This window comes from Kitasatospora sp. NBC_01300 (genome assembly GCF_041435235.1).
GTDB lineage: Bacteria > Actinomycetota > Actinomycetes > Streptomycetales > Streptomycetaceae > Kitasatospora.
Map to the genome: position 1 here is coordinate 1,325,332 of NZ_CP108408.1, position 18,348 is coordinate 1,343,679.

General features: G+C 72.1%; 17 protein-coding genes. 8 read left to right on the plus strand and 9 right to left on the minus strand.

Going from position 1 to position 18,348, the window contains the following annotated elements:
• Positions 1-126: 126 nt before the first annotated feature.
• Positions 127-978 (plus strand): hypothetical protein, encoded by an 852-nt coding sequence (locus tag OG556_RS05660; protein ID WP_371516147.1) that lies wholly within the window; start codon positions 127-129, stop codon positions 976-978.
• 143 nt (positions 979-1,121) lie between these two features.
• On the opposite strand, the gene OG556_RS05665 is transcribed toward OG556_RS05660, so the two are convergent.
• The 3 genes from OG556_RS05665 to OG556_RS05675 all read right to left on the minus strand — a co-directional run bounded on the left by OG556_RS05665 (position 1,122) and on the right by OG556_RS05675 (position 3,330).
• On the minus strand, positions 1,122-1,910 hold the full coding sequence (locus OG556_RS05665) for a C39 family peptidase (protein ID WP_371516148.1): 789 nt from the start codon (positions 1,908-1,910) through the stop codon (positions 1,122-1,124).
• A 69-nt stretch (positions 1,911-1,979) separates the two neighbouring features.
• A complete protein-coding gene (locus tag OG556_RS05670) occupies positions 1,980-2,588 on the minus strand; it encodes a DUF4188 domain-containing protein (protein ID WP_371522583.1) in 609 nt (202 codons plus the stop codon).
• 112 nt (positions 2,589-2,700) lie between these two features.
• Positions 2,701-3,330, minus strand: coding sequence for a TetR/AcrR family transcriptional regulator (locus OG556_RS05675; protein ID WP_371516149.1), 630 nt, complete (start codon positions 3,328-3,330; stop codon positions 2,701-2,703).
• Between the two features lie 106 nt (positions 3,331-3,436).
• On the opposite strand from OG556_RS05675, the gene OG556_RS05680 reads away from it, so the two are divergent.
• Complete coding sequence (locus tag OG556_RS05680) at positions 3,437-3,901, plus strand: hypothetical protein (RefSeq protein ID WP_371516150.1); 465 nt, start codon at positions 3,437-3,439, stop codon at positions 3,899-3,901.
• A gap of 29 nt (positions 3,902-3,930) precedes the next feature.
• Here the strand turns inward: OG556_RS05680 and OG556_RS05685 are convergent, their stop codons facing one another.
• A complete protein-coding gene (locus OG556_RS05685; RefSeq protein ID WP_371516151.1) occupies positions 3,931-4,647 on the minus strand; it encodes a Crp/Fnr family transcriptional regulator in 717 nt (238 codons plus the stop codon).
• A 237-nt stretch (positions 4,648-4,884) separates the two neighbouring features.
• Here OG556_RS05685 and OG556_RS05690 point away from each other — a divergent pair, with 237 nt between their 5' ends.
• The 5 genes from OG556_RS05690 to OG556_RS05710 all read left to right on the plus strand — a co-directional run bounded on the left by OG556_RS05690 (position 4,885) and on the right by OG556_RS05710 (position 12,032).
• Entirely contained in the window at positions 4,885-5,664 is a 780-nt protein-coding gene (locus OG556_RS05690; RefSeq protein ID WP_371516152.1) for a hypothetical protein, read from the plus strand.
• On the plus strand, positions 5,655-6,407 hold the full coding sequence (locus OG556_RS05695; RefSeq protein ID WP_371516153.1) for a hypothetical protein: 753 nt from the start codon (positions 5,655-5,657) through the stop codon (positions 6,405-6,407). The genes OG556_RS05690 and OG556_RS05695 overlap by 10 nt, the downstream gene beginning before the upstream one ends.
• Positions 6,404-6,700: a DNA-binding protein gene (locus OG556_RS05700; RefSeq protein ID WP_371516154.1), complete on the plus strand. Its 297-nt coding sequence runs from the start codon at positions 6,404-6,406 to the stop codon at positions 6,698-6,700. The genes OG556_RS05695 and OG556_RS05700 overlap by 4 nt, the downstream gene beginning before the upstream one ends.
• On the plus strand, positions 6,697-7,734 hold the full coding sequence (locus OG556_RS05705; protein ID WP_371516155.1) for a hypothetical protein: 1,038 nt from the start codon (positions 6,697-6,699) through the stop codon (positions 7,732-7,734). The genes OG556_RS05700 and OG556_RS05705 overlap by 4 nt, the downstream gene beginning before the upstream one ends.
• A 134-nt stretch (positions 7,735-7,868) precedes the next feature.
• Positions 7,869-12,032: a hypothetical protein gene (locus OG556_RS05710; protein ID WP_371516156.1), complete on the plus strand. Its 4,164-nt coding sequence runs from the start codon at positions 7,869-7,871 to the stop codon at positions 12,030-12,032.
• A gap of 69 nt (positions 12,033-12,101) precedes the next feature.
• On the opposite strand, the gene OG556_RS05715 is transcribed toward OG556_RS05710, so the two are convergent.
• From OG556_RS05715 to OG556_RS05725, 3 genes are all read right to left on the minus strand, one after another.
• Entirely contained in the window at positions 12,102-13,088 is a 987-nt protein-coding gene (locus OG556_RS05715; protein ID WP_371516157.1) for an aldo/keto reductase, read from the minus strand.
• Between the two features lie 124 nt (positions 13,089-13,212).
• On the minus strand, positions 13,213-14,055 hold the full coding sequence (locus OG556_RS05720) for an ABC transporter permease (protein WP_371516158.1): 843 nt from the start codon (positions 14,053-14,055) through the stop codon (positions 13,213-13,215).
• Positions 14,055-15,026 carry an ATP-binding cassette domain-containing protein gene (locus OG556_RS05725; RefSeq protein ID WP_371516159.1) on the minus strand — a complete coding sequence of 324 codons (972 nt, stop codon included), beginning with the start codon at positions 15,024-15,026 and terminating at the stop codon, positions 14,055-14,057. Before OG556_RS05725 ends, OG556_RS05720 begins: the two co-directional genes overlap by 1 nt.
• Before the next feature lie 99 nt (positions 15,027-15,125).
• Here OG556_RS05725 and OG556_RS05730 point away from each other — a divergent pair, with 99 nt between their 5' ends.
• Complete coding sequence (locus OG556_RS05730; RefSeq protein ID WP_371516160.1) at positions 15,126-15,860, plus strand: TetR/AcrR family transcriptional regulator; 735 nt, start codon at positions 15,126-15,128, stop codon at positions 15,858-15,860.
• 36 nt (positions 15,861-15,896) lie between these two features.
• Here the strand turns inward: OG556_RS05730 and OG556_RS05735 are convergent, their stop codons facing one another.
• Positions 15,897-17,342 (minus strand): pyridoxal-phosphate dependent enzyme, encoded by a 1,446-nt coding sequence (locus OG556_RS05735; protein WP_371516161.1) that lies wholly within the window; start codon positions 17,340-17,342, stop codon positions 15,897-15,899.
• Between the two features lie 240 nt (positions 17,343-17,582).
• Positions 17,583-18,332 (minus strand): hypothetical protein, encoded by a 750-nt coding sequence (locus OG556_RS05740; RefSeq protein ID WP_371516162.1) that lies wholly within the window; start codon positions 18,330-18,332, stop codon positions 17,583-17,585.
• Positions 18,333-18,348: the final 16 nt, after the last annotated feature.

Consider the following 18,348-nt stretch of genomic DNA (forward strand, 5'->3'; position numbering starts at 1 on the left):
GATTACCGCGGCCGCCGCCGTGGTCATCAGCACTGAAGCGGCCCGCGCGCGCCCGATCCGTCGGCGCCCGCCGAGCCGCCCCGTCCGGCCGGGTTCGCCCCGCCCCTCTCCGAGGAAGGTCCTTCGATGGCCGATCTCGTCCACCCCGCCCGTGCACTGTGGTGGCTCTTCGAACCGGTGCACTCCGTCACCTACTTCCTGCCCGAGAGCCGCGAGGCCTACGAGGCGGCCGGACTGCGCGGCGGCTGGCGCGGCTACTTCGCCAGCCGGTCGGCGCCGCTGGGTGCGGTGGACGCGCCGCCGGTGATCGCCGCGTTCTTCAGCTTCTCCCCGGCGATGGTCGAGCGCGCGCTGCCGGAGGTGTGGACGCACGCCAGCCCGGAGGAGGCGCTGGCCGCCCGGCTGAAGGGCTCCGCGGCGGCGCTGGCCCGGCTGCTGGAGCACGTGGACCCGGCGCAGGTCGAACTGGTGGTAGAGGCCCTGGAGCGGGCCGCGGGCCGGCTCGACTGCGTCGGCCGGGTGCTGGCCGCCGCCAACGCCGCGCTGCCCCGCCCCTCCGGCCTGTACGAACGGCTGTGGCAGGCCGCCACGGTGATGCGCGAGCACCGCGGGGACGGCCACGTGGCGGCCCTGGTGGCGGCCGGCCTGGACGGGTGCGAGGCGCTGGTGATCCGGTGCGCGATGGACGTCCGGCGCGAGATGCTCCAGCCGATGCGCGGCTGGACGGACGAGGAGTGGGACGCGGCCGCGGCGCGCCTGGTCGAACGGGGCTGGCTGACCACGGCGGGCTCGGTGACCGAACTCGGCCGGATCCGGCACCAGTCCCTGGAGGCCGCCACCGACCTGGCGGCCGCGCGGGTCTGGGAGGACTACCCGCGCGCCGAACTCGACCGCCTGGCCGGCGCGTTGAAGCCGATATCGACGCTCTGTCGCAGCCAGCTCCCGGTCAACCCGGCCGGCCTGCCGGACAACCCCTGATCATCCCCTGATCAGGGGTTGGTCAGCCTCTGATCAGCCCCCGGCCAGGGGCCGGTCAGCCCATGATCAGCCCCCGACCGGGGGTTGGTCAGCCTCTGACCAGCCCCTGACCAGCTCCTCACGAGGTCCCGACCAGCCGCCGGTCAGCTCCCGACCGGTTGCTGGTCGGGGACCGATCGGGCGCCCACCGCACCACCCGTGCCCGGCGGGCCGAGGACGATCCCCCGCCCGGCGTAGAAGCGCTCGAACGACCGCCACGGCACGTGCGCGAAGGACTGCGACTCCCCCGGGAATCCGGACGGGTTGTGGATCACCACCGCCGTGTCCGTGGCGCCCACCACCAGCACCAGGTGTCCGCCCCGCCGCACCGGCGCCGGACCGGCCGGCTCCCGGATCGCGGGGTGCACCGACACCATCACCAGCCGCCCGCCGGCCACCTCGGCCGCCAGCTCCGCGGGCGCCAACTCCCGTGCCTGCGCGGCCAGTCCCCACCGCCGCCGGACGTAGTCGGCGAACGGTGTGTGGATCAGTCCGCGCAGGCTCTCGCCGTCCCGGACGTAGGCCCCCGCCGCCACGCACTCCCCGGCCAGCGTGAGCGCCGGCGGCGCCAGGCCCCACCAGTGGTCGAGCGCCATCCGCAGGCAGGCCACCCCGCACAGCCGCCACGACCACCACGCGTACTCCTCCGGGCTGGCCGCACCGGACTGCCCCCACCGAGGGTCCTCGGCCGCGTCGACCTGCCCGTCGATGATCACCCGCACCAGCTCGGCCGATTCCCACTGCGCGTGGTACGGCACCTCGTGCACCACCGGCCCGCCCGTCGGCCCGCCCGGCTGTGCGCCCGCCGGTGCTCCGGTCGATGCGCCGGTCGGCGCGCCCGCCCGTACACCTCTCGGCGCGCCCGTCGGCATCCCGCCCTGCTCCTCCGCCATCCCCCGACGCTCTCACGCCGCGGCGCCCGGGCCGACCCGCGACACTCCCTGAGCGCCCGGCGAGCACCCCTACTCGGGCACGCGCTGCCCCGAGGCCTCCCCTGAGACCTCCTTCGAGCCTTCCTTCGAGCCTTCCTGGGCGCCCTCCTGCCGGCCCTCCTTCGAGCCCTCCTGCGGGCCCTCCCCCGACCGGTACGCCAGCCGCTGCGACGCGCGGCGCCCGCGCGCCTCCAGCGGCAGGGAGCCGGTGGCGCCCGCGAGGCCGAACGGCGGCATGTCGAAGTAGATCGACTCGTACCCGCCCTCCGGCACCACGTACGTCTCGTGCCACAGCCCGACGTGCCGACGGGCCTTCCCCTCCCGCAGTTTGCGGTTGACGATGCCCCAGACGCTGTGGTGGAAGCCGTCCGGCGCGCTCGCGTAGCCGTACAGCTTCTCCTTCGACTCCCAGTACTGGACGACGTAGTACGTGCGCGGCGAGGCGGTGAGCAGGATCCGCCCGCGCAGGCCGCGTTCGGGGCTGCGCCCCAGTTCGTACAGCATCCGGAACATCGCGAACATCACCGGGCCCCAGTGGTGGACGGCCCAGAAGCGGTTGATCCGCATGCCGATCAGCAGCACCACGGTGTCGCCGGTGGCGCCCGCGGTGGTGTAGCCCGGCGTCGGCTTGGCGAACATCGATCGGACGAACGTCGTTCCCATGGACATCTCAGCCTCCCGCACCCCATGTAATCGGTGATTACATCAGGGCCGGGAAACCCGGTCAAGGCTCGCTGCACGCACAAATCGGTTACTGCGAAGGAAGGTTGGCGATTCCCTGACCGAAGGTGTCGAGCACCTTCCCGGCCAGCTCCTCCGCCTCCTCCTCCGGCAGGTAGCCGTCCACGATCATCTGCGCCAGCCCGAACACCAGCGCCTGCCCGGCCAGCCCCATCAGCCCCGGATCCCCCGGGCGCAACCGGCCCGCCTCCTGGTCCGCCACGATCAGACCGGTGAACGCCCGGTCCATGCCCTCCAGTTGATCCCGCAGCTCCGGCTCCCGCGAGGCCACGAACACCCGCGAACGCACCAGATCGAACCGGTGCGGATGGTGCAGCGCGTACCGGACGAACCCGAGCCCGACCGCCCGCATCACCGACCCCCTGGCCGACCGTTCGGCCGGATCCACCGCCGCCACCTCGGCCTCCTGGCACCGCGCGAAGTCCGCCAGCACCCGGTCCGCGAGCGCCGTCAACAACGCCTGCCGGTCCGCGAAGTGGCGAAACGGCGCCCCCGCCGACACCCCGGCCCGCCGCGCCACCTCCCGCATGCTCACCTTCTCCTGCCCGTACTCGTCCAGCAGCTCGAACGCCGCGGCGACCAGCGCCTCCGGCAGCGATCCGTGGTGGTACGAGCTGCGCCCGCCCGGCCGTTCCGTCATGCCTGCCTTGCTACCACAGCAGGCCGCCCCACCAGGAAACCTTCACCCCACCGATCGGAGCCCCATGCCCATGCCCATGCCCGCACCCACGCCCACGCCCGCACCCATGCCCACGCCCACGTCCACGCCGACCCCCACCCCCCAACCCGCTTCCCGCGCCGCCGCGTTCGCCGCCGCCTACGCCCTCCTCCGCGCCTCCGCCACCCTCGCCGACCACTGGATCCAGACCGACCACCAGGCCGGCACCAAGGGCCGACCCACCCCGGCCGGCCGCCGCGCCTGCACCGCACACGTCGCCGCCTACACCGCCACCCAGGCCACCGCCCTCCTCCTCGGCACCCGCGCCCTCGGCCTCCGCCCCAAACCCCGCCGCCTCCTCGCCGCCCTCGCCCTGTCCGCCGCCACCCACTACCTCGCCGACCGCCGCGAACCCCTCCGCCGGGCCGCCGACTTCACCCGCCGGGGCGACTTCCTCCGCCTCGCCGAACACGGCATGAACGGCGCCTACCTCCTGGACCAGGCCTGGCACCACGTGTTCGAGACCGGCGCCGCCCTGATCGCCGCGACGTGACACGCGACGTGACAACGGCCGTCAACCGCTCACGGCAGCCCGCCGAGCCGCGCAGCGGCCGCGCGCAGCCCCTCGGGGTCCTCGACCACGAGCCGCCCCCGCCGACCGGCCAGCGTCCCGCCGAACGGCGTCACCGACACGACCTGCCGCACCTGCTTGGCGCCGATGCCCAGGCAACTTGCGAGATCCCTTTGGACAACCGGAAGTTGGATGTCATTCGCCACACTCCGAGTACGCCTCTCCTCGTGGTCGAGCAGCGGCACAAGGACCCACGCGACCCGAGCCCGGTTGTCGCCGGGCTGCGCCAGCATCTGGGCCTCCCAGTGTCGGCCGGCGATGTACGACGAGATCGCCAAGCCGTAGTCGCGCTGGAAACCGGGGCTCCGAAACGTCTCCCCGGGCACGATCGCCACCTCGCAGTCGGTGTACGCCGTCACCGTGGCCGTCCGCACGCCGAAACCGAGCACGGCGAGGTCCCCGATGAGATCGCCGCCACGCCGGAAGGCAAGCAGCCGCTTACCGGCGCCGGCACCACCCCCGATCTGGTCGACCCTCACCACACCACTGATCACGACGATCACGAAGGCGCCCACGTCGCCCTGCCCTACCAGCTTCCGGCCCGCCGGGAGCTTCCTCCGCTCGGTGCCCTTGAGGACGCCGTTCCACGCGGCCGGGCCTACGAGCGCCTGAAAGGTCCGATTCGGGCCCATGAGCAGCCCCGACGAGGAGTTGTTGCACAAGTTCATGGCGGGAGATTAGGGGAGCGATCGCCAACCAAGGCCCAGGTAAGACGAGTTGGCGCATGAGGCGCGATCCGCCCGGCACCGACTGCTACCCTGCCGCGCCCCTTCGCCGACCACGAACGAAGTGTGGTGCAGGACACACCGCTAAGGGGTCGCGGGCCCCCTAATCCTCGCCGGCCGACCGCAGACTCTTCGTCGTCAGCCCGGCGACCGCCGAACCTTGCGTTCCTGGAGACCGCCATGCCCGAACCCCCGTCACTCCCCGGCATCGTCAGTCGGCCCCTGCCGCCGCTCTCCGGCCTGCTCTGCGTCGACCTGAAGGGCTTCACCAAATTGCCCGGTGCCGTCCACGCACCGGTCAGTGCCTACCTTGAGGAGATCCTGGACGCCGCCCTCACCGCAGCCGGCCTCGACGACCTCCGGACCACGAAGCGGTTCCCCGTCAACTCCGGCGACGGGGTCACGTTCGGCTTCGATCCCACACTGCTGGGATTTGTCGTCCACCCCTTCCTCGACCGCCTCGACGAGAAACTCGCCAAGCACAACGCCGATGCGGGCCACGTCCGACTGCGGATGCGGGTCAGCGTCCACTCCGGCCACGTGGCGCCCGAAGGCGTACCCGGCGAGGGCAACGGGCCTGCAAGGAACGAGCTGCACCGATTGCTCGACTCCCAGGAGGTCAAGGCCGTCCTGGCCAAGGCCAGCGAGGAGACGACGCACCTGGTGGCGATCGTCTCCGACCGGGTGTACGAGGACGCGGTCGTGTCCCGGCACACCGGTCTGCACCCCGACCGGTTCCGCCGCATCCTGGCGACCGTCCCCGACAAGGAGTTCGCCCGTCGGGCATGGCTGTACATCCCCACTCCCTCAGGCAACCTCCTCATCGCCCCCGACAGCGCCCCACACCAGCCCCCCAAGGAAGTCGGAAGGCTTTCCCGCGCGATCAACCGCTTTCACTCGGCACTCAAGCCCTACATCGACACGCACCGTTCGACTGGAGGAACCGCCCCATGGCTCTGATCACGTACAACAGTGTGCTCGACGTCATCCACCAGCGGGTGACCAGCGCCGCCCATTTGCGGCCGAACGCTCTCCAGGTCGAGATCGGCGGAGCAACCCGCCTCCTCGACCTGCCGCAGGCGCGCGCAGCCCTGTACGAGCAGCCGGTTGACGAGTCGCTGCGCCGCGAGATCTGGCGTCGTGCCGTCGCACTCGCTCAGCACGACTCGCTGGCCATGGCCATCGGCTCGACGGAGGTAGCCGGGTGGGTCGAGGCCGTGGTCTGGCTCGCGTTGCCTCGGCTCAGGCGGGTCGCCCGGCAGGCCTCAGCCCGGCTGGGGGCGGACCGCCGCGATGTCGAATCCGAGATCATGCTCGCCCTGATCGAACGACTGGCCGAGGTCTCGCCGGACGACCCCGACGTCGGCCCGCGGTTGCTCAGCGCCGCAGACCGCCGGGGCTGGGACTTCGCCCGCCGATCGGCCTCAGGCGGACGACCGGTCGAGGACATCGTCGCGGTGGCCGACGCCCGCACCTCGGAGTCCGCCGAGGACCTCTGGGATCTCGCGATCACCCCGCCGGACCGCCCGGACGGCCTGACCGCACCGCTGCGCCTCTCCTCCCGTTCGGCGATCGAGGGCGCGCGGCTCGGCGAGCTCGCCGACCATCTCGGTCTGCGCGAGGTCGTCCAGCGCGCCCATCGGCGCCGCCGGGGCCAGCGGCTCGGGACGCTCCCCCTCCGCTCGGCGGGGGCCGACCGATGACCACCCACGCCCAGGGGGCACTCACCTTCCCCGAGTTGTTCGGGCTCCCCCTGGCCGTCGACCTGCGGACCGCTGCGCGCGCGTTCGGCATCTGCCTGGCCACCGCCTACAACCTCGTCCACCGCGGCGCCTTTCCCTGCCCCGTCATCCGCACCGGGTACCGCTACCGGGTGCCCACCGTCGGCCTGCTCAGCGCCCTGGGCATCGAGGAACTCCCCATCTATGAGGATGACTTGTCCCACCTGACAATTGCGCCACCGCTCCCGGGGCTCAGCTGGAAGGACCTCGCATGATCGCTGCGGCCACGGTACCCAAGCCCAGCCTCCCGGAGCCTTCACCGGGCCACCTGACCTGTGTCGTGATCGGTCCCGCCGGGGACCGCAACGCGTACGACGCCGGCCGGGAGGTCTACCAGCGGATCGTCCGCCCCGCCTGTGCCGCCCTCGGCCTCCGGCCACTCCGCTCGGACCCTGCCCAACCGGACGAGCTGCGCTACCGGCAGGTGCTCGGGGCCGACATCGTCATCGCCGACGTGACCGACGGCAGGCCGTCCGTCATGTACGAGCTCGGCCTGCGCCACACCACCGGGCGGCCTACCCTCCAGATCGGTGAACGCAGTCGGCAACCGCCCGGCCTTCCACGCACCGGCAGGATCGTGTTCGAGCGATCCGAGACCGGGCTCGCACACGCCCGCCGGGATCTCCAGGGCGCACTGGTCAGAGCCCTCCGGAACGGCTTCACGCCGTTCCTCCCCGTGCGGATCCTGCTCGGCCTCCGTCCCCGGCAGGAGCCGATGCCGACCGCCGTCACCACCCCGACCAACCTCCTCGCCACGTTCCAGAGAACCATGCCCCCACTGACCGAGGGCCTCAAGGCGGTCACCGGGCTGGTGAACGACATCGCCGCGCTCGCCGAGGAGCTCGTGCCGGACCTGGCTACCGCACCGGACGGCACGGCGGCCGAACGCCTCAGCACCGCGATCGCCCGCCCCGCCGTGGAACTCAGGTCCTGTGCAGCGGAGTTCGCCGCGCTGATTCCCGACATCGATGCCGCCGTACACACCGCACTCAGCAGACTCGACCACCACCCGCAGACCCGCGACAACATCCAGAACCGTGACGTCGCACGCCAGCTCACCGACATGTCCCGGTTCGCTCGCGAGGCTCTCGAAACCCTCCGGCTCCTCCGCATCACCCTGGACTGGCTCACCACCACCGCTCCCACTCTCCACGGGCCGGGCAGAGACATCGCCGCCGCGCTCGACCTCGTCACCGATGCCATGGCCCGGGTCGAGACCTGGGACCGCATCGCCCGTTCTCTGACGTGATCTGAGGCGCGGGGAACCGCCGGTTCCCCGCGCCTCCCCCTGCACAGGCCAAACTCCGCGGAAAGGACGACGAATTGCCTCTCGGAGTAGATCTCACCCGGCTCCGTAGCGACCTCGGAGCCGCACCGGCCCAGGTGTTCGAGAAGCTCTGCGTCCATCTCTTCCCCGCGATCCTTGAACGCGACTTCGCCCCCGCCATCGCCGGCACACTGCTGGCTCTCCGGCCCCCCGACGGCGGACTGGAGGCCTGCGCGCGGCTCGCGGACGGTCGGATGGTCGGGATCCAGGCGAAGTACCACGGAAAACTGAGCTCCGCGCTCGGCGCCGTGGACAAGTCCATCAAATCAGCCCTCACCCACCACCCTGACCTCACCGACCTCCTGGTCTTCCTCCCCCAGGACCTCACCGCGGGGGGAGGCACCATGCCTGGTACGAAGCAGTGGGAGGCGGCGGCCGAGCGATGGGCGGCGCAGGTTCACCGTGCACGCCCCGGTTCGCCCATGCGGTTCCTCGCCTACACCAGAAGCGATATCGAGCGCGCCCTCGTATCGCTCGCCGAGGAGGCCATCCCGGCGTACTTCGACCCTGCCTACCTGCGCCTGTCCGACCTCCACCGGCACGCCGCGGCCGCCGCCCACACCGTTCGCCACTGTCGGGGGCGGGTCGACATCCAGTCTCCGCTGCTCGCCACCTTCCTGTCCGACACCCTCGCCGAGCTCGACAACCCTTCGGCACTCGCCAACCGGCTTGCCGAGACCGCATCCGCCCTTCGGGTATGGGACGGCTGGCGACCGGCACTCGACGACCTGCCCACCCCGTCCACCGGACCAGTGACGCAGGCTACTCAGAGATGGACCCGTTCCGACGGCGACCGCGCCCTCTGCGCCGAACAGCTGGACACGACCGCGAACCTGCTCGGCACTGAGAGCCGAACCGACCCGCAGTCCCTTCGCAGACAGATCGACCAGGTGCTCCAGCTCTGCGGCCGGGCGGCCGAGAGCATCACCGGCATGCACGACGAGCTGATGGCCGCCGTGTGCGCGGCCAAACCGTTCGATCCACTCCCGTACGTGCAACGCGACTCTGTGGGCCGCCTGCTCGCCACGCTCGACGACCTCCAGACCTGCGGGCACCGGCTCCGGACCGTATGTGACGACCCCGCTCTCGCGGCCCGACAGACCGGCGCCCTCCTCGTCGGCGGCGGCTGGGGAACCGGCAAGTCCTACGGGCTGGGCGGCTGGGTCCAGGAACGCATCACGGACGGCGCGCCCACGGCCTTCGTCTGTGGACACGAGTTCGGTCCGGGCGAGGCTTTCGAGGCCCAACTCCCTCTTCGAGTCTCACCCGGCACCCGGGCCCACGGTCTGCGCGACCTGCTCGCGGCCCTCCAACAGCAGGCCCTGCTGACCGGCCGTCGCGCCGTACTCGCAATCGACGCGTTGAACGAGGTCTGCTGCCTGCACGGGGACGTCCGGACGGCGTTCGCCTCCTTGGCCGAACTGGTGCGGTGCTACCCACTGGTGACTCTGGTCGGCACCGTCCGGATGGACACCCGACCGGTCGGCCCCGCGGGAATCTCGGAGGCGGCCGGCGCCCGGGTTCACGGCTTTCTCTGGAATCCCGGGATCTCGCGCCCAGGCCAGGCCTGGCGGGTGTACCAGGACATGTACGGGCTCCCGGAACTGCTGCTCCCGCCAGACGTCTCCGAACTGCGCCGACCGCTGATGCTCGCCGTGCTGGCCTGGTGCCTACACCGCTCCCCGCAGCCGGCCCCTGGGCCGATCGTCACACCGACCGTCGGCGACCTCCTCCAGTCCTGGCTGCTCATCCTCGACGGCGACTACGCCGCACACCTGGACGAGGCGCACGCGCTCCGCGCCTGTCCGTCGCCAACCCCGCCGCCCCTGGTCACCCTCGCCTGTGAGGTCCTGTCCGAGCGGGTCGGCGAGGAGGGCACCCTCGAATACCGCGCAGCCTGCCAGGTACTGGCGGACACTCCCGGATTGAGCGATCCGGCCGCGCTCCTGCGTTGGCTGGAGAATGCGGGCGTCCTGGCCCTGGATCCGAACACCCGGCGCGTCCGCTTCGCGATCCAGCGGTTCGCCGAACACGTCCGAGCTGTGAACCTGCTCCGTGGCCGACGTCCCTCCCGAGCCGTCGCCCGGATCGTTCACGCGGTGCACCTGGCGCGCGACGGCGATCCGAATTCCGCCCAACATGCCGACCACCTGAGGATGCTGGAGGCATTGGCGGGTGCGACGCCGCATGTCGTCGAGGGCGCCGAGCTGTCGGACCTGGTGCCCCGTCGACATCGGTCCCTCGTCGCCGGCGCCGTTCTGGAGTCCATGGAGGGCCGGGACCCGAAGCTGGCCGGCCGCTCATCTCGGGCCTTCCTGATCCGACAGCTTCGCGACCCCGGGTCCGCCCCGAATGCGCTGTACTCCGTCCTGGTGAATGCGACCTGCCACAAGCACCCGCTGGGCGTGGAGTTCCTGCAGGATCAGCTGACCGCCTGGCGCCGTAGCCGGTTTGAGCGCCGATTCGCGGGGCCCATCGTCGACCTCCTCGCCGATCCGAACGGAATCACCCTTCTCCGTAGGCTCGTCTCCTGGGCCGAATCCGTCGGCCCTCGGGGCGACGCAGTGGTCGAAGAGGTCACCTCCCTGCTGCTCTGGCTCTCCGGCGTCGGACACCACAGCTTCCGCGACGCCTGCATTCGCACAGCGGCGGACCTCTGGGTGAACCGGCCGGAACTGATCAGCCGACAGCTCACCCGATTGGGCCACCACCGGGACGAACTCGTGGCGGAGGCGACTTGGCTCGCCGCATACGGGGCCCTCGCCCGCAGCTCGCCGGCGGGCTCGGACCACCGGATCACGGATCCGATCGCAGCTGCGATCACGCGTGCGATCGCTCGGCCGCACCTGCGCATCCACGACGCGGTCCTCGCCGTCCGGGGCGTGCTCCGCCCGGACCACTCCACAGACGGCACTTTCCCCGCCGTCCCTCTGCGCCGCCCGCGTGTAGCGGTCCTCCCCTTCGGCAGTCGAATCGTCGCGCGGGCGGCCTCAACGCTCTCCTGGTGTCCGTTCGAGGAAGAAAGCCCGAGGCCCCGTCAGTCCTGGCTGACCTCTCGGGCGTGGTTCCTCACCCTCGGACTGCCCGGTCGACTTCTCCACAGAACCGACGCCGGGGAGTTCGACACCTCCAGCCCCGCCGTGGCCAAGGCCCTCCAGCGTGCTCAACAGGAGTGGTTCGCCGAACAGGCCACCCGTGTCCTGCAGACGGCGTCCCCGCCGGATCCGAAAGAACAGGAGGAGGCCCGATACTGTCGGCGCGCCGTCGATCCGACCCTTGGCGCTGGATGGAGAACCCAGCTCAACACCTCTGCACGATCGGGGAACTGGTGGACACCACCGTTCTCGGCTGCCGAGGTGGTGGCCTCGACGGTCGGGCCTCCGGCGTCTCTGGCAGAGGTGATCATCCGTTCCGATCCCAACGGCGCACCATGGCTGCTGCTCAACGGCCTCTACCACCTACGCAGCGACGAGGAGCAGCCGAAGGAGGTCCTGCCACTCCTGCATCTACCGCCACACATCATCCGCCCCACCGACTCCTGGCGGCGTGCCTCGCCCGCACACCCGATCCCCCGGCTTCCTCCCGTTCTACGGGTCGAGTCCCACCTGGTGCCACGGGCCGCACTCAGCAGGGCCTTGACGCAGGGCGACGGCGTGCCAAGGCGGCTGCAGCCTCTGGAGAGCTGGCCGTGCCAGAGCTTCCTGGCGGAGTACTACACCCGACCCGATTTCGGCGTGCCGCGCGTCGACTGGTCCGTCGCACTGCCGACCGTCGTCAATCACCCGGGAAGCCAAGCTGGGCCTCCGATTTACGGGCGCTTCGCCGACCCGGCCTCCCAGCCCGTCCCCAGTCGCCGGCTCACGGAGGCGCTCAGGGGCCGCTGGACCGGCCACCACCTGGACTTCACCGACCCGTCCACAGGTGACCTCCTACTGACCGACCCCGGGTTCGCCGGCGCAGGGCCCAATGCCGTCCTCCTCGCAGGATCCGCCGTCGACCGCCTGGCCGGGGACGACAACGTGCTGCTCTGGGCCGTGACGCTGGTCAACCCGAGTGACGGGCGAGCACCTAGCTGGTCGTCGTACTGCGTCCTCGACTCGAGTTCGGTCCACACGCTGCCGTGCCCCGGGCCATCGACTAACTGGTGGGTACCGGCGACGAGATGGCCGCAGCTGGGCCTGACCGACTGGCCCGACGCCTCCTCGAACGGGTCCGATTGACCTCGCCGATGTCCGCCCCGCTGTCCTGCCCCGGTCGTACCGCCGGGGCAGGACAGCGCCCGGGCGCGGCTACCAGGCGTAGTCCTCCGGGGCGGGCTGGTGGCCGGGGAAGAGTTCGTCGAGGCGGTCGAGGGTCTTCTGGTCGAGCTTCAGGTCGAGGGCGGCGACGGCGGCGTCGAGGTGGGCGGGGGTGCGGGGGCCGATGATGGGCGCGGTGACGGCGGGGCGGGTGAGGAGCCAGGCGAGGGCGAGGTCGGCGGGCTCGGTGCCGAGGTCGGCGGCGAGGTCCTCGTAGGCCTGGAGGCGGTCGCGGTGGGTGGCGAGGAGTGCGTCGGTCTGGGGCAGGGCGCCGCGGACGCGGGTGCCTTCGCGTTCCTTGCGGAGGATGCCGCCGAGGAGGCCGCTGCGCAGCGGGGACCAGGGCAGCAGGCCGAGGCCGTAGTGCTGGAGGGCGGGGATGACCTCCAGCTCGATGGTGCGGTCGAGGAGGTTGTAGAGGGACTGCTCGCTCACCAGGCCGAGGAAGTGGCGGGAGCGGGCGGCCTCCTGGGCCTGGGCGAGGTGCCAGCCGGCGAAGTTGCTGGAGCCGACGTAGATGATCTTGCCCTGGGTGACCAGGACCTCCATCGCCTGCCAGATCTCCTCCCAGGGCGTGTCCCGGTCGATGTGGTGCATCTGGTACAGGTCGATGTGGTCGGTGTTCAGGCGCCGCAGGCTGGCCTCGACGGCGCGGCGGATGCCGAGGGCGGAGAGCTTGCCCTCGTTGGGCCAGTCGCCCATCGGCCCGTACACCTTGGTGGCGAGGACGGTGTGTTCGCGGCGGCCGCCGCCCTGGTCGAACCAGCGGCCGATGATCTCCTCGGTCCGGCCCCTGAGGTTGCCCTCGCTGTCGCGGCCGTAGGCGTTGGCGGTGTCGAAGAAGTTGATGCCCCGCTCGTGGGCGGTGTCCATGATGCGGTGGGCCTCGGACTCCTCGGTGTGGGGGCCGAAGTTCATGGTGCCCAGGCAGAGTCGGGAGACGGTCAGGCCGGTGCGGCCGAGGTGGGTGTACTCCATGGCGCCCACCTTCGGCCGTACCGGCGTCGGTGTCCAGCACATTCCGTCAGACGAAACAGGCGGACGGACGGACTGGCGGACGGGCAAACGGACCGACGGGCGGACGAACGTCCGACCGCCCCGCTCAGCGCCCGTGCGTGGCGAACTTCCTTACGGCGAGCGGCACACAGAGCGCGAGCAGCAGACCGCTCCAGAGCAGCGCGACGAGGAGGGCGTGCTGCATGGGCCAGGCGTCGCCGGCCGCGGAGGGGTTGCCGAAGAGTTCGCGGCAGGCCTGGACGACGGCGCTGACCGGGTTCCAGTCGGCGACGACCCGCAGCCACCCGGGCATGCCGCCGGTGGGGACGTACGCGTTGGTGACCATCGCGATCGGGAAGACCGCGACGGAGAGTTGGCCGGCGGCGTCCTCCTTGCCGATGGCCAGGCCGAGGCAGGTGCCGACCCAGGTCATCACGAAGCGGAAGAGCAGCAGCAGGGCGAACGCGCCCGCCGCGTCCCCGGCGCCCTCGCGCACGCGCCAGCCGGCGGCGAGGCCGACGAGCGCGAGGAGGGTCAGGACGACGACGCTGACCAGCAGGTCGGCGAGGGTCTGCCCGAGCAGCAGTCCGGTGCGGGAGACGGGCATGGAGCGCAGCCGGTCGGTGATGCCGCGGCCGACGTCGCGGGCGGCGCCGACCATGGTCACCATGACGCCGTTGGTGGCGACCATGGCGAACAGGCCGGGCATCAGGAACTCGCGGTAGTCGCCGCCGCCCGGGATCCGCATGGCGCTGCCGAAGACGTACCCGAAGACCACCACCATGATCACCGGGACGCCCAGCGAGGCGGCCAACAGGCCCGGCGAGTGGCGGTAGTTGAGGAAGATGCGGAGCATCGACGTCCAGGTGTCGACGGCCAGCCGGGCCGGTCGGGACGGTGTCGGCGCGGGGCGGGGCGGTGTCGGCGCGGGGGCGTACACGGCGGCCATCAGGCGGCCCTCCTCAGGTTCTCGGCGGATTCGCGGGTGAGCGCGAGGAACACGTCGTCCAGCGAGGGGGCCCGCACGGCGGCGTCCTCGGCGGTGATCCCGACGGTGTCCAACTCCCGTACCAGCGAGGGCAGCAGGACGGAGACGCCGGGCCGGGTCAGCACCGTCACGGTCCGTTCGGCCGCGTCGACCTGCGCGTCGCCGCCCGAGAGGGTGGACAGCACCACGGCGGCGGCGGCGAGTTGGGCCGGGTCGGCGAGGGTGACGGACAGCTGGCTGCCGATCGCGGCCTTGAGCCGGGCCGGTGGGCCGGTGGCGATGGCGGCGCCGTGGTCGACGACGACGATGTCGTCGGCGAGCCGGTCGGCCTCCTCCAGGTACTGGGTGGTGAGCAGCACGGTGGTGCCGCCGTCGGCCAACTCCTTGACGGTGTCCCAGATTTCCTGGCGGCTGCGCGGGTCGAGTCCGGTGGTGGGCTCGTCGAGGAAGAGCACCGGGGGGCTGGTGACCAGGCTGGCGATGAGGTCGAGGCGTCGGCGCATGCCGCCGGAGTAGGTGCGGACGAGCCGGTCGCCGGCCTCGGTGAGGCCGTAGCGTTCGAGCAGTTCGTCGGCGCGGGCGCGGGCGCGGCGGGCGCCGAGGCGGTGCAGCCGGCCGAACAGGTGGAGGTTGTCGCGCCCGGTGATGCCCTCGTCGACGGCGGCGTACTGCCCGGCGAGGCCGATGGCCCGGCGGACGTCCTCGGCGGCGGTGGCGACATCGTGTCCGGCGACGCGGGCGGTGCCCCGGTCGGGGGCGACGAGGGTGGCGAGGACGCGGACGGCGGTGGTCTTGCCGGCGCCGTTGGGGCCGAGCAACCCGCAGACGGTGCCGGCGGGGACGGCGAGGTCGAGGCCGCGAAGGGCCTCGGTGGTCCCGAATCGTTTCTCCACGCCTGCCATCTCGATGGCGGGTCGGGCGGTGTCGGACATGGCTCTGCCCCTTCTCTAGGTACAGCGTACGTAGAAGCGTGGGTCAGATGCTACTACGTACGTCGTACGTATCTAAGATGGGGGCGAGGTGATCATCCAGTGCCGTCCAACGAACCCCCCAGCAACAGCGAGCGCCCGGCCGCCCCCGAGGCGCCCGAACTGATCTGGCTGCGCCCCGAACGCACCGGCCGCGGACCGAAACCGGCCCACAGCCGGACGTCCATCGCCGCCGCGGCCGTCGAGATCGCCGACGCGGAGGGCCTGGACGCCGCCTCCATGCGCCGGGTCGCGGCCGCCCTCGGGGCGGGCACCATGTCGCTCTACAACTACGTGCCGAAGAAGGAGCACCTGCTCGACCTCATGCTCGACGCCGTCACCGCCGAGTACGAGCTGCCGGCCGCGCCGAGCGGCGACGTCCGCGCCGACCTGGCGGCGCTCGCCCGCCAGCAACTCGCCATCTTCCGCCGCCACCCCTGGCTGCCGGCCCTGGTGCTCGCCCGCCCGGGCATCGGCCCCAACGCCCTGCGCTACACCGACCACTTCCTCGCCGTCACGGCCTCCACCGGCCTGGACGGCGGCGCCCGGATGGAGGCCATGGCCCTGTTCAACGGCTTCGTCTGCCAGTACGCCCAGTACGAGCAGACGGCAGCCTCGGGCGCCAAGTGGCAGGCGGAGCTGGTCGGTTACCTCACCCGGGCCGCCATGAGCGGCGAATACCCGCACCTGGCCCAGGCGTTCGCGGCGTCCGGACCGCCCTCCGATCCGGACGCCGCCTTCGACCGCTCGCTGGACCGGGTGATCACGGCCATCCTGGCCACGCCGACGCCCCGCTGAAACCGCTGGGCCCGCTGAAACCGCTGACCGGCCCCGCTAGCCGACCGCGTCCTCAAGCCGCGCCCGCGACAGCACCGCCACCGCCCGCCCGTCGACCAGCACCGACACGGCCTCGTGCGCGCCCCCCAGCGCCGCCCGCGCCTCGGCCGGCGACTGCCCGACGCCCACCGCCGGCAGCGCCGGCCCGACCAGCGCGCCCGACGGACCACCCGGCGAATCTCCCGACGAATCACCCAACGGATCGCCGGGCTTGGCGCCGCCGTCCGCGAGCGCCGCCTCCAGCACCGCCCGCGACACCGAGCCGACCACCTCCGTCGCGCTCACCCCGTACGGCCTCACCGCCCGCGTCAGCACCACCGGCGCCACCCCGCCGGGCACGGCGCGCAGCGCCTCCAGCGCCTCGCCGACCGTCGCACCGGCGTCGACCGCGACCAGCGGGCCGGCCCCGGCGAGCAGCGGCCGAAGGCCGTCCGCTGCCTCCGACCCCGCCTCCGACTCCGACTCCAGGAAGCCCCACTGCCGCATCCAGTCGTCGCTGTGCACCTTGGACAGGTAGGACCGCCCGGAGTCCGGCAGCAGCACCACCACCAGGTCGTCCGGCCCGAGCCCCCGCGCCACCCGCAGCGCCGCCGCCACCGCCGTGCCCGAGGAGGGCCCGGCCAGGATGCCCTCCTCGCGGGCGAGCCGACGGGCCGTCAGCAGCGACTCGCGGTCGGGGATGCGCTCGAAGGCGTCCACCACCTCCGAGCGGTAGGCCTGCGGCCAGCGGTCCTCGACGGTGCCGGGGTGGAGGAAGTGCCCGATGCTCTCGACGAACCACGGGCTGCCGTCCCCGCCGCCGTACATCGAGGACTCCGGGTCCGCGCCGATCACGGTCACCGAGCCGCCGGACACCTGTTGGAGGTACCCGCCGGTGCCGGTGACGGTCCCGCCGGTGCCGACGCCCGCGACGAAGTGGGTGACCCGGCCGCCGGTCTGCTCCCAGATCTCGGGGCCGGTGGAGCGCACATGGGCGTCAGGATTGGCCAGGTTGTCGTACTGGTTGGCGAGCCAGGCCCCGGGGATCTCCTCCACCAGCCGCTGAACGACGTTGAACAGGTGCGCCGGGTCCTCGGCGGGCACGGCCGTCGGGGCGAGCACCACCTCGGCGCCGTACGCCCGCAGGATGTCGGACTTCTCGGGCGCCGACTTGTCGGACACCCCGGCGATCACCCGGTAGCCGCGCTGCCGCCCGACGATGGCCAGCCCGATGCCGGTGTTGCCGGAGGTCGCCTCGACGATCGTCCCGCCCGGCCGCAGCAGGCCGTCCCGCTCGGCGGCCAGCACCATGGACAGCGCGGCGCGGTCCTTGACGCTGCCGCCGATGTTGAGGAACTCGGCCTTGGCGTAGATCGGCGCGGGCAGCCCGGCGCCGAGCCGGGCGAGGCGGAACAGCGGCGTCCCGCCGATCGCGTCGAGTACGGATTCGTGCACTGCGGCCATCACGGCCTCCTTCGATCGGTGTCCGCCCGAGCCTGCCCGAACGCGCGGTCAGATAGTCGCTGGCAGCCCCGGATCGTCGAGGCCGGGCACACGAGAGGTCCCGACCGCAAAGGGGCGCGAACAAAGGCGCGTGGCACCTCTTGCGCGCCCCTCAGATTTGCCGCGCTCCAAAGTGCGCAACGGTGCGGCCCGCGCCCGCCCCGCCGATCGGGGTGTGTGCGGAGAGTGATCGGCGCGCGATCAGATCAGCGGGTCGAAGAGGTCGCGCCCCCAGTGGCCGAGCCAGGACGCGGTGGTCGACCACCGGGCCCGACCTTCCGCACCTTCCGTACCTTCCGTCGACTCGTCGTACGGCAGCACGGCGGTCGGGGCGAGCCAGCCCTCCCCCGGGTCGATGCGGACCCGCAGCACCTTGAGCGGTCTGCGCAGGGCGACGAACATCCGCAGGTCGTCGGTGTGGGGGCAGTGGGTCTCGTAACGGTCGTGGACGGTACGGCAGATGGACTTGATGTCGGTGTCCGCGAGCAGGAGGTAGCGGCTGCCGGGGCCGAGGTTGACGCAGAGGCGGCGGCGGGCGGTGTCGCGGTCCGGGTACAGCAGGTTCTGGTGGTTGTCGACATGCAGGCCGAGGCACAGGCCGTTCTCGGGCAACCGGTGGGTGACCAGCTCGCCGGGCGGGTCCTCGGCCGGTTCGAGGGCGACGTGCAGCGGATCACCGAGGAGGTCGACGAGCGCGGCGACGGTGTGGACGTCGGTGACGGTCCCGGGGAGGCGGAAGAACTCGATCAGGCCGCTGTCCTTGGTGAAGGGGCCCGGCGCGTAGCGCTCGGGGTGGTCCTCGGGGAGCGGGGACCAGTCGCCGGCGGGGACGACGGCCCCGTTTTCGTAGTCGAGTTCGCCGTGGACTCTGCGGACGTTGCCGATGTCGCAGCGGGCGCGGAGGGCCTCCGGGTCGCGGAAGGCGATGGCGGCGGGGTGCATGGTCGTCATGGGGTGAGCGAGCCTC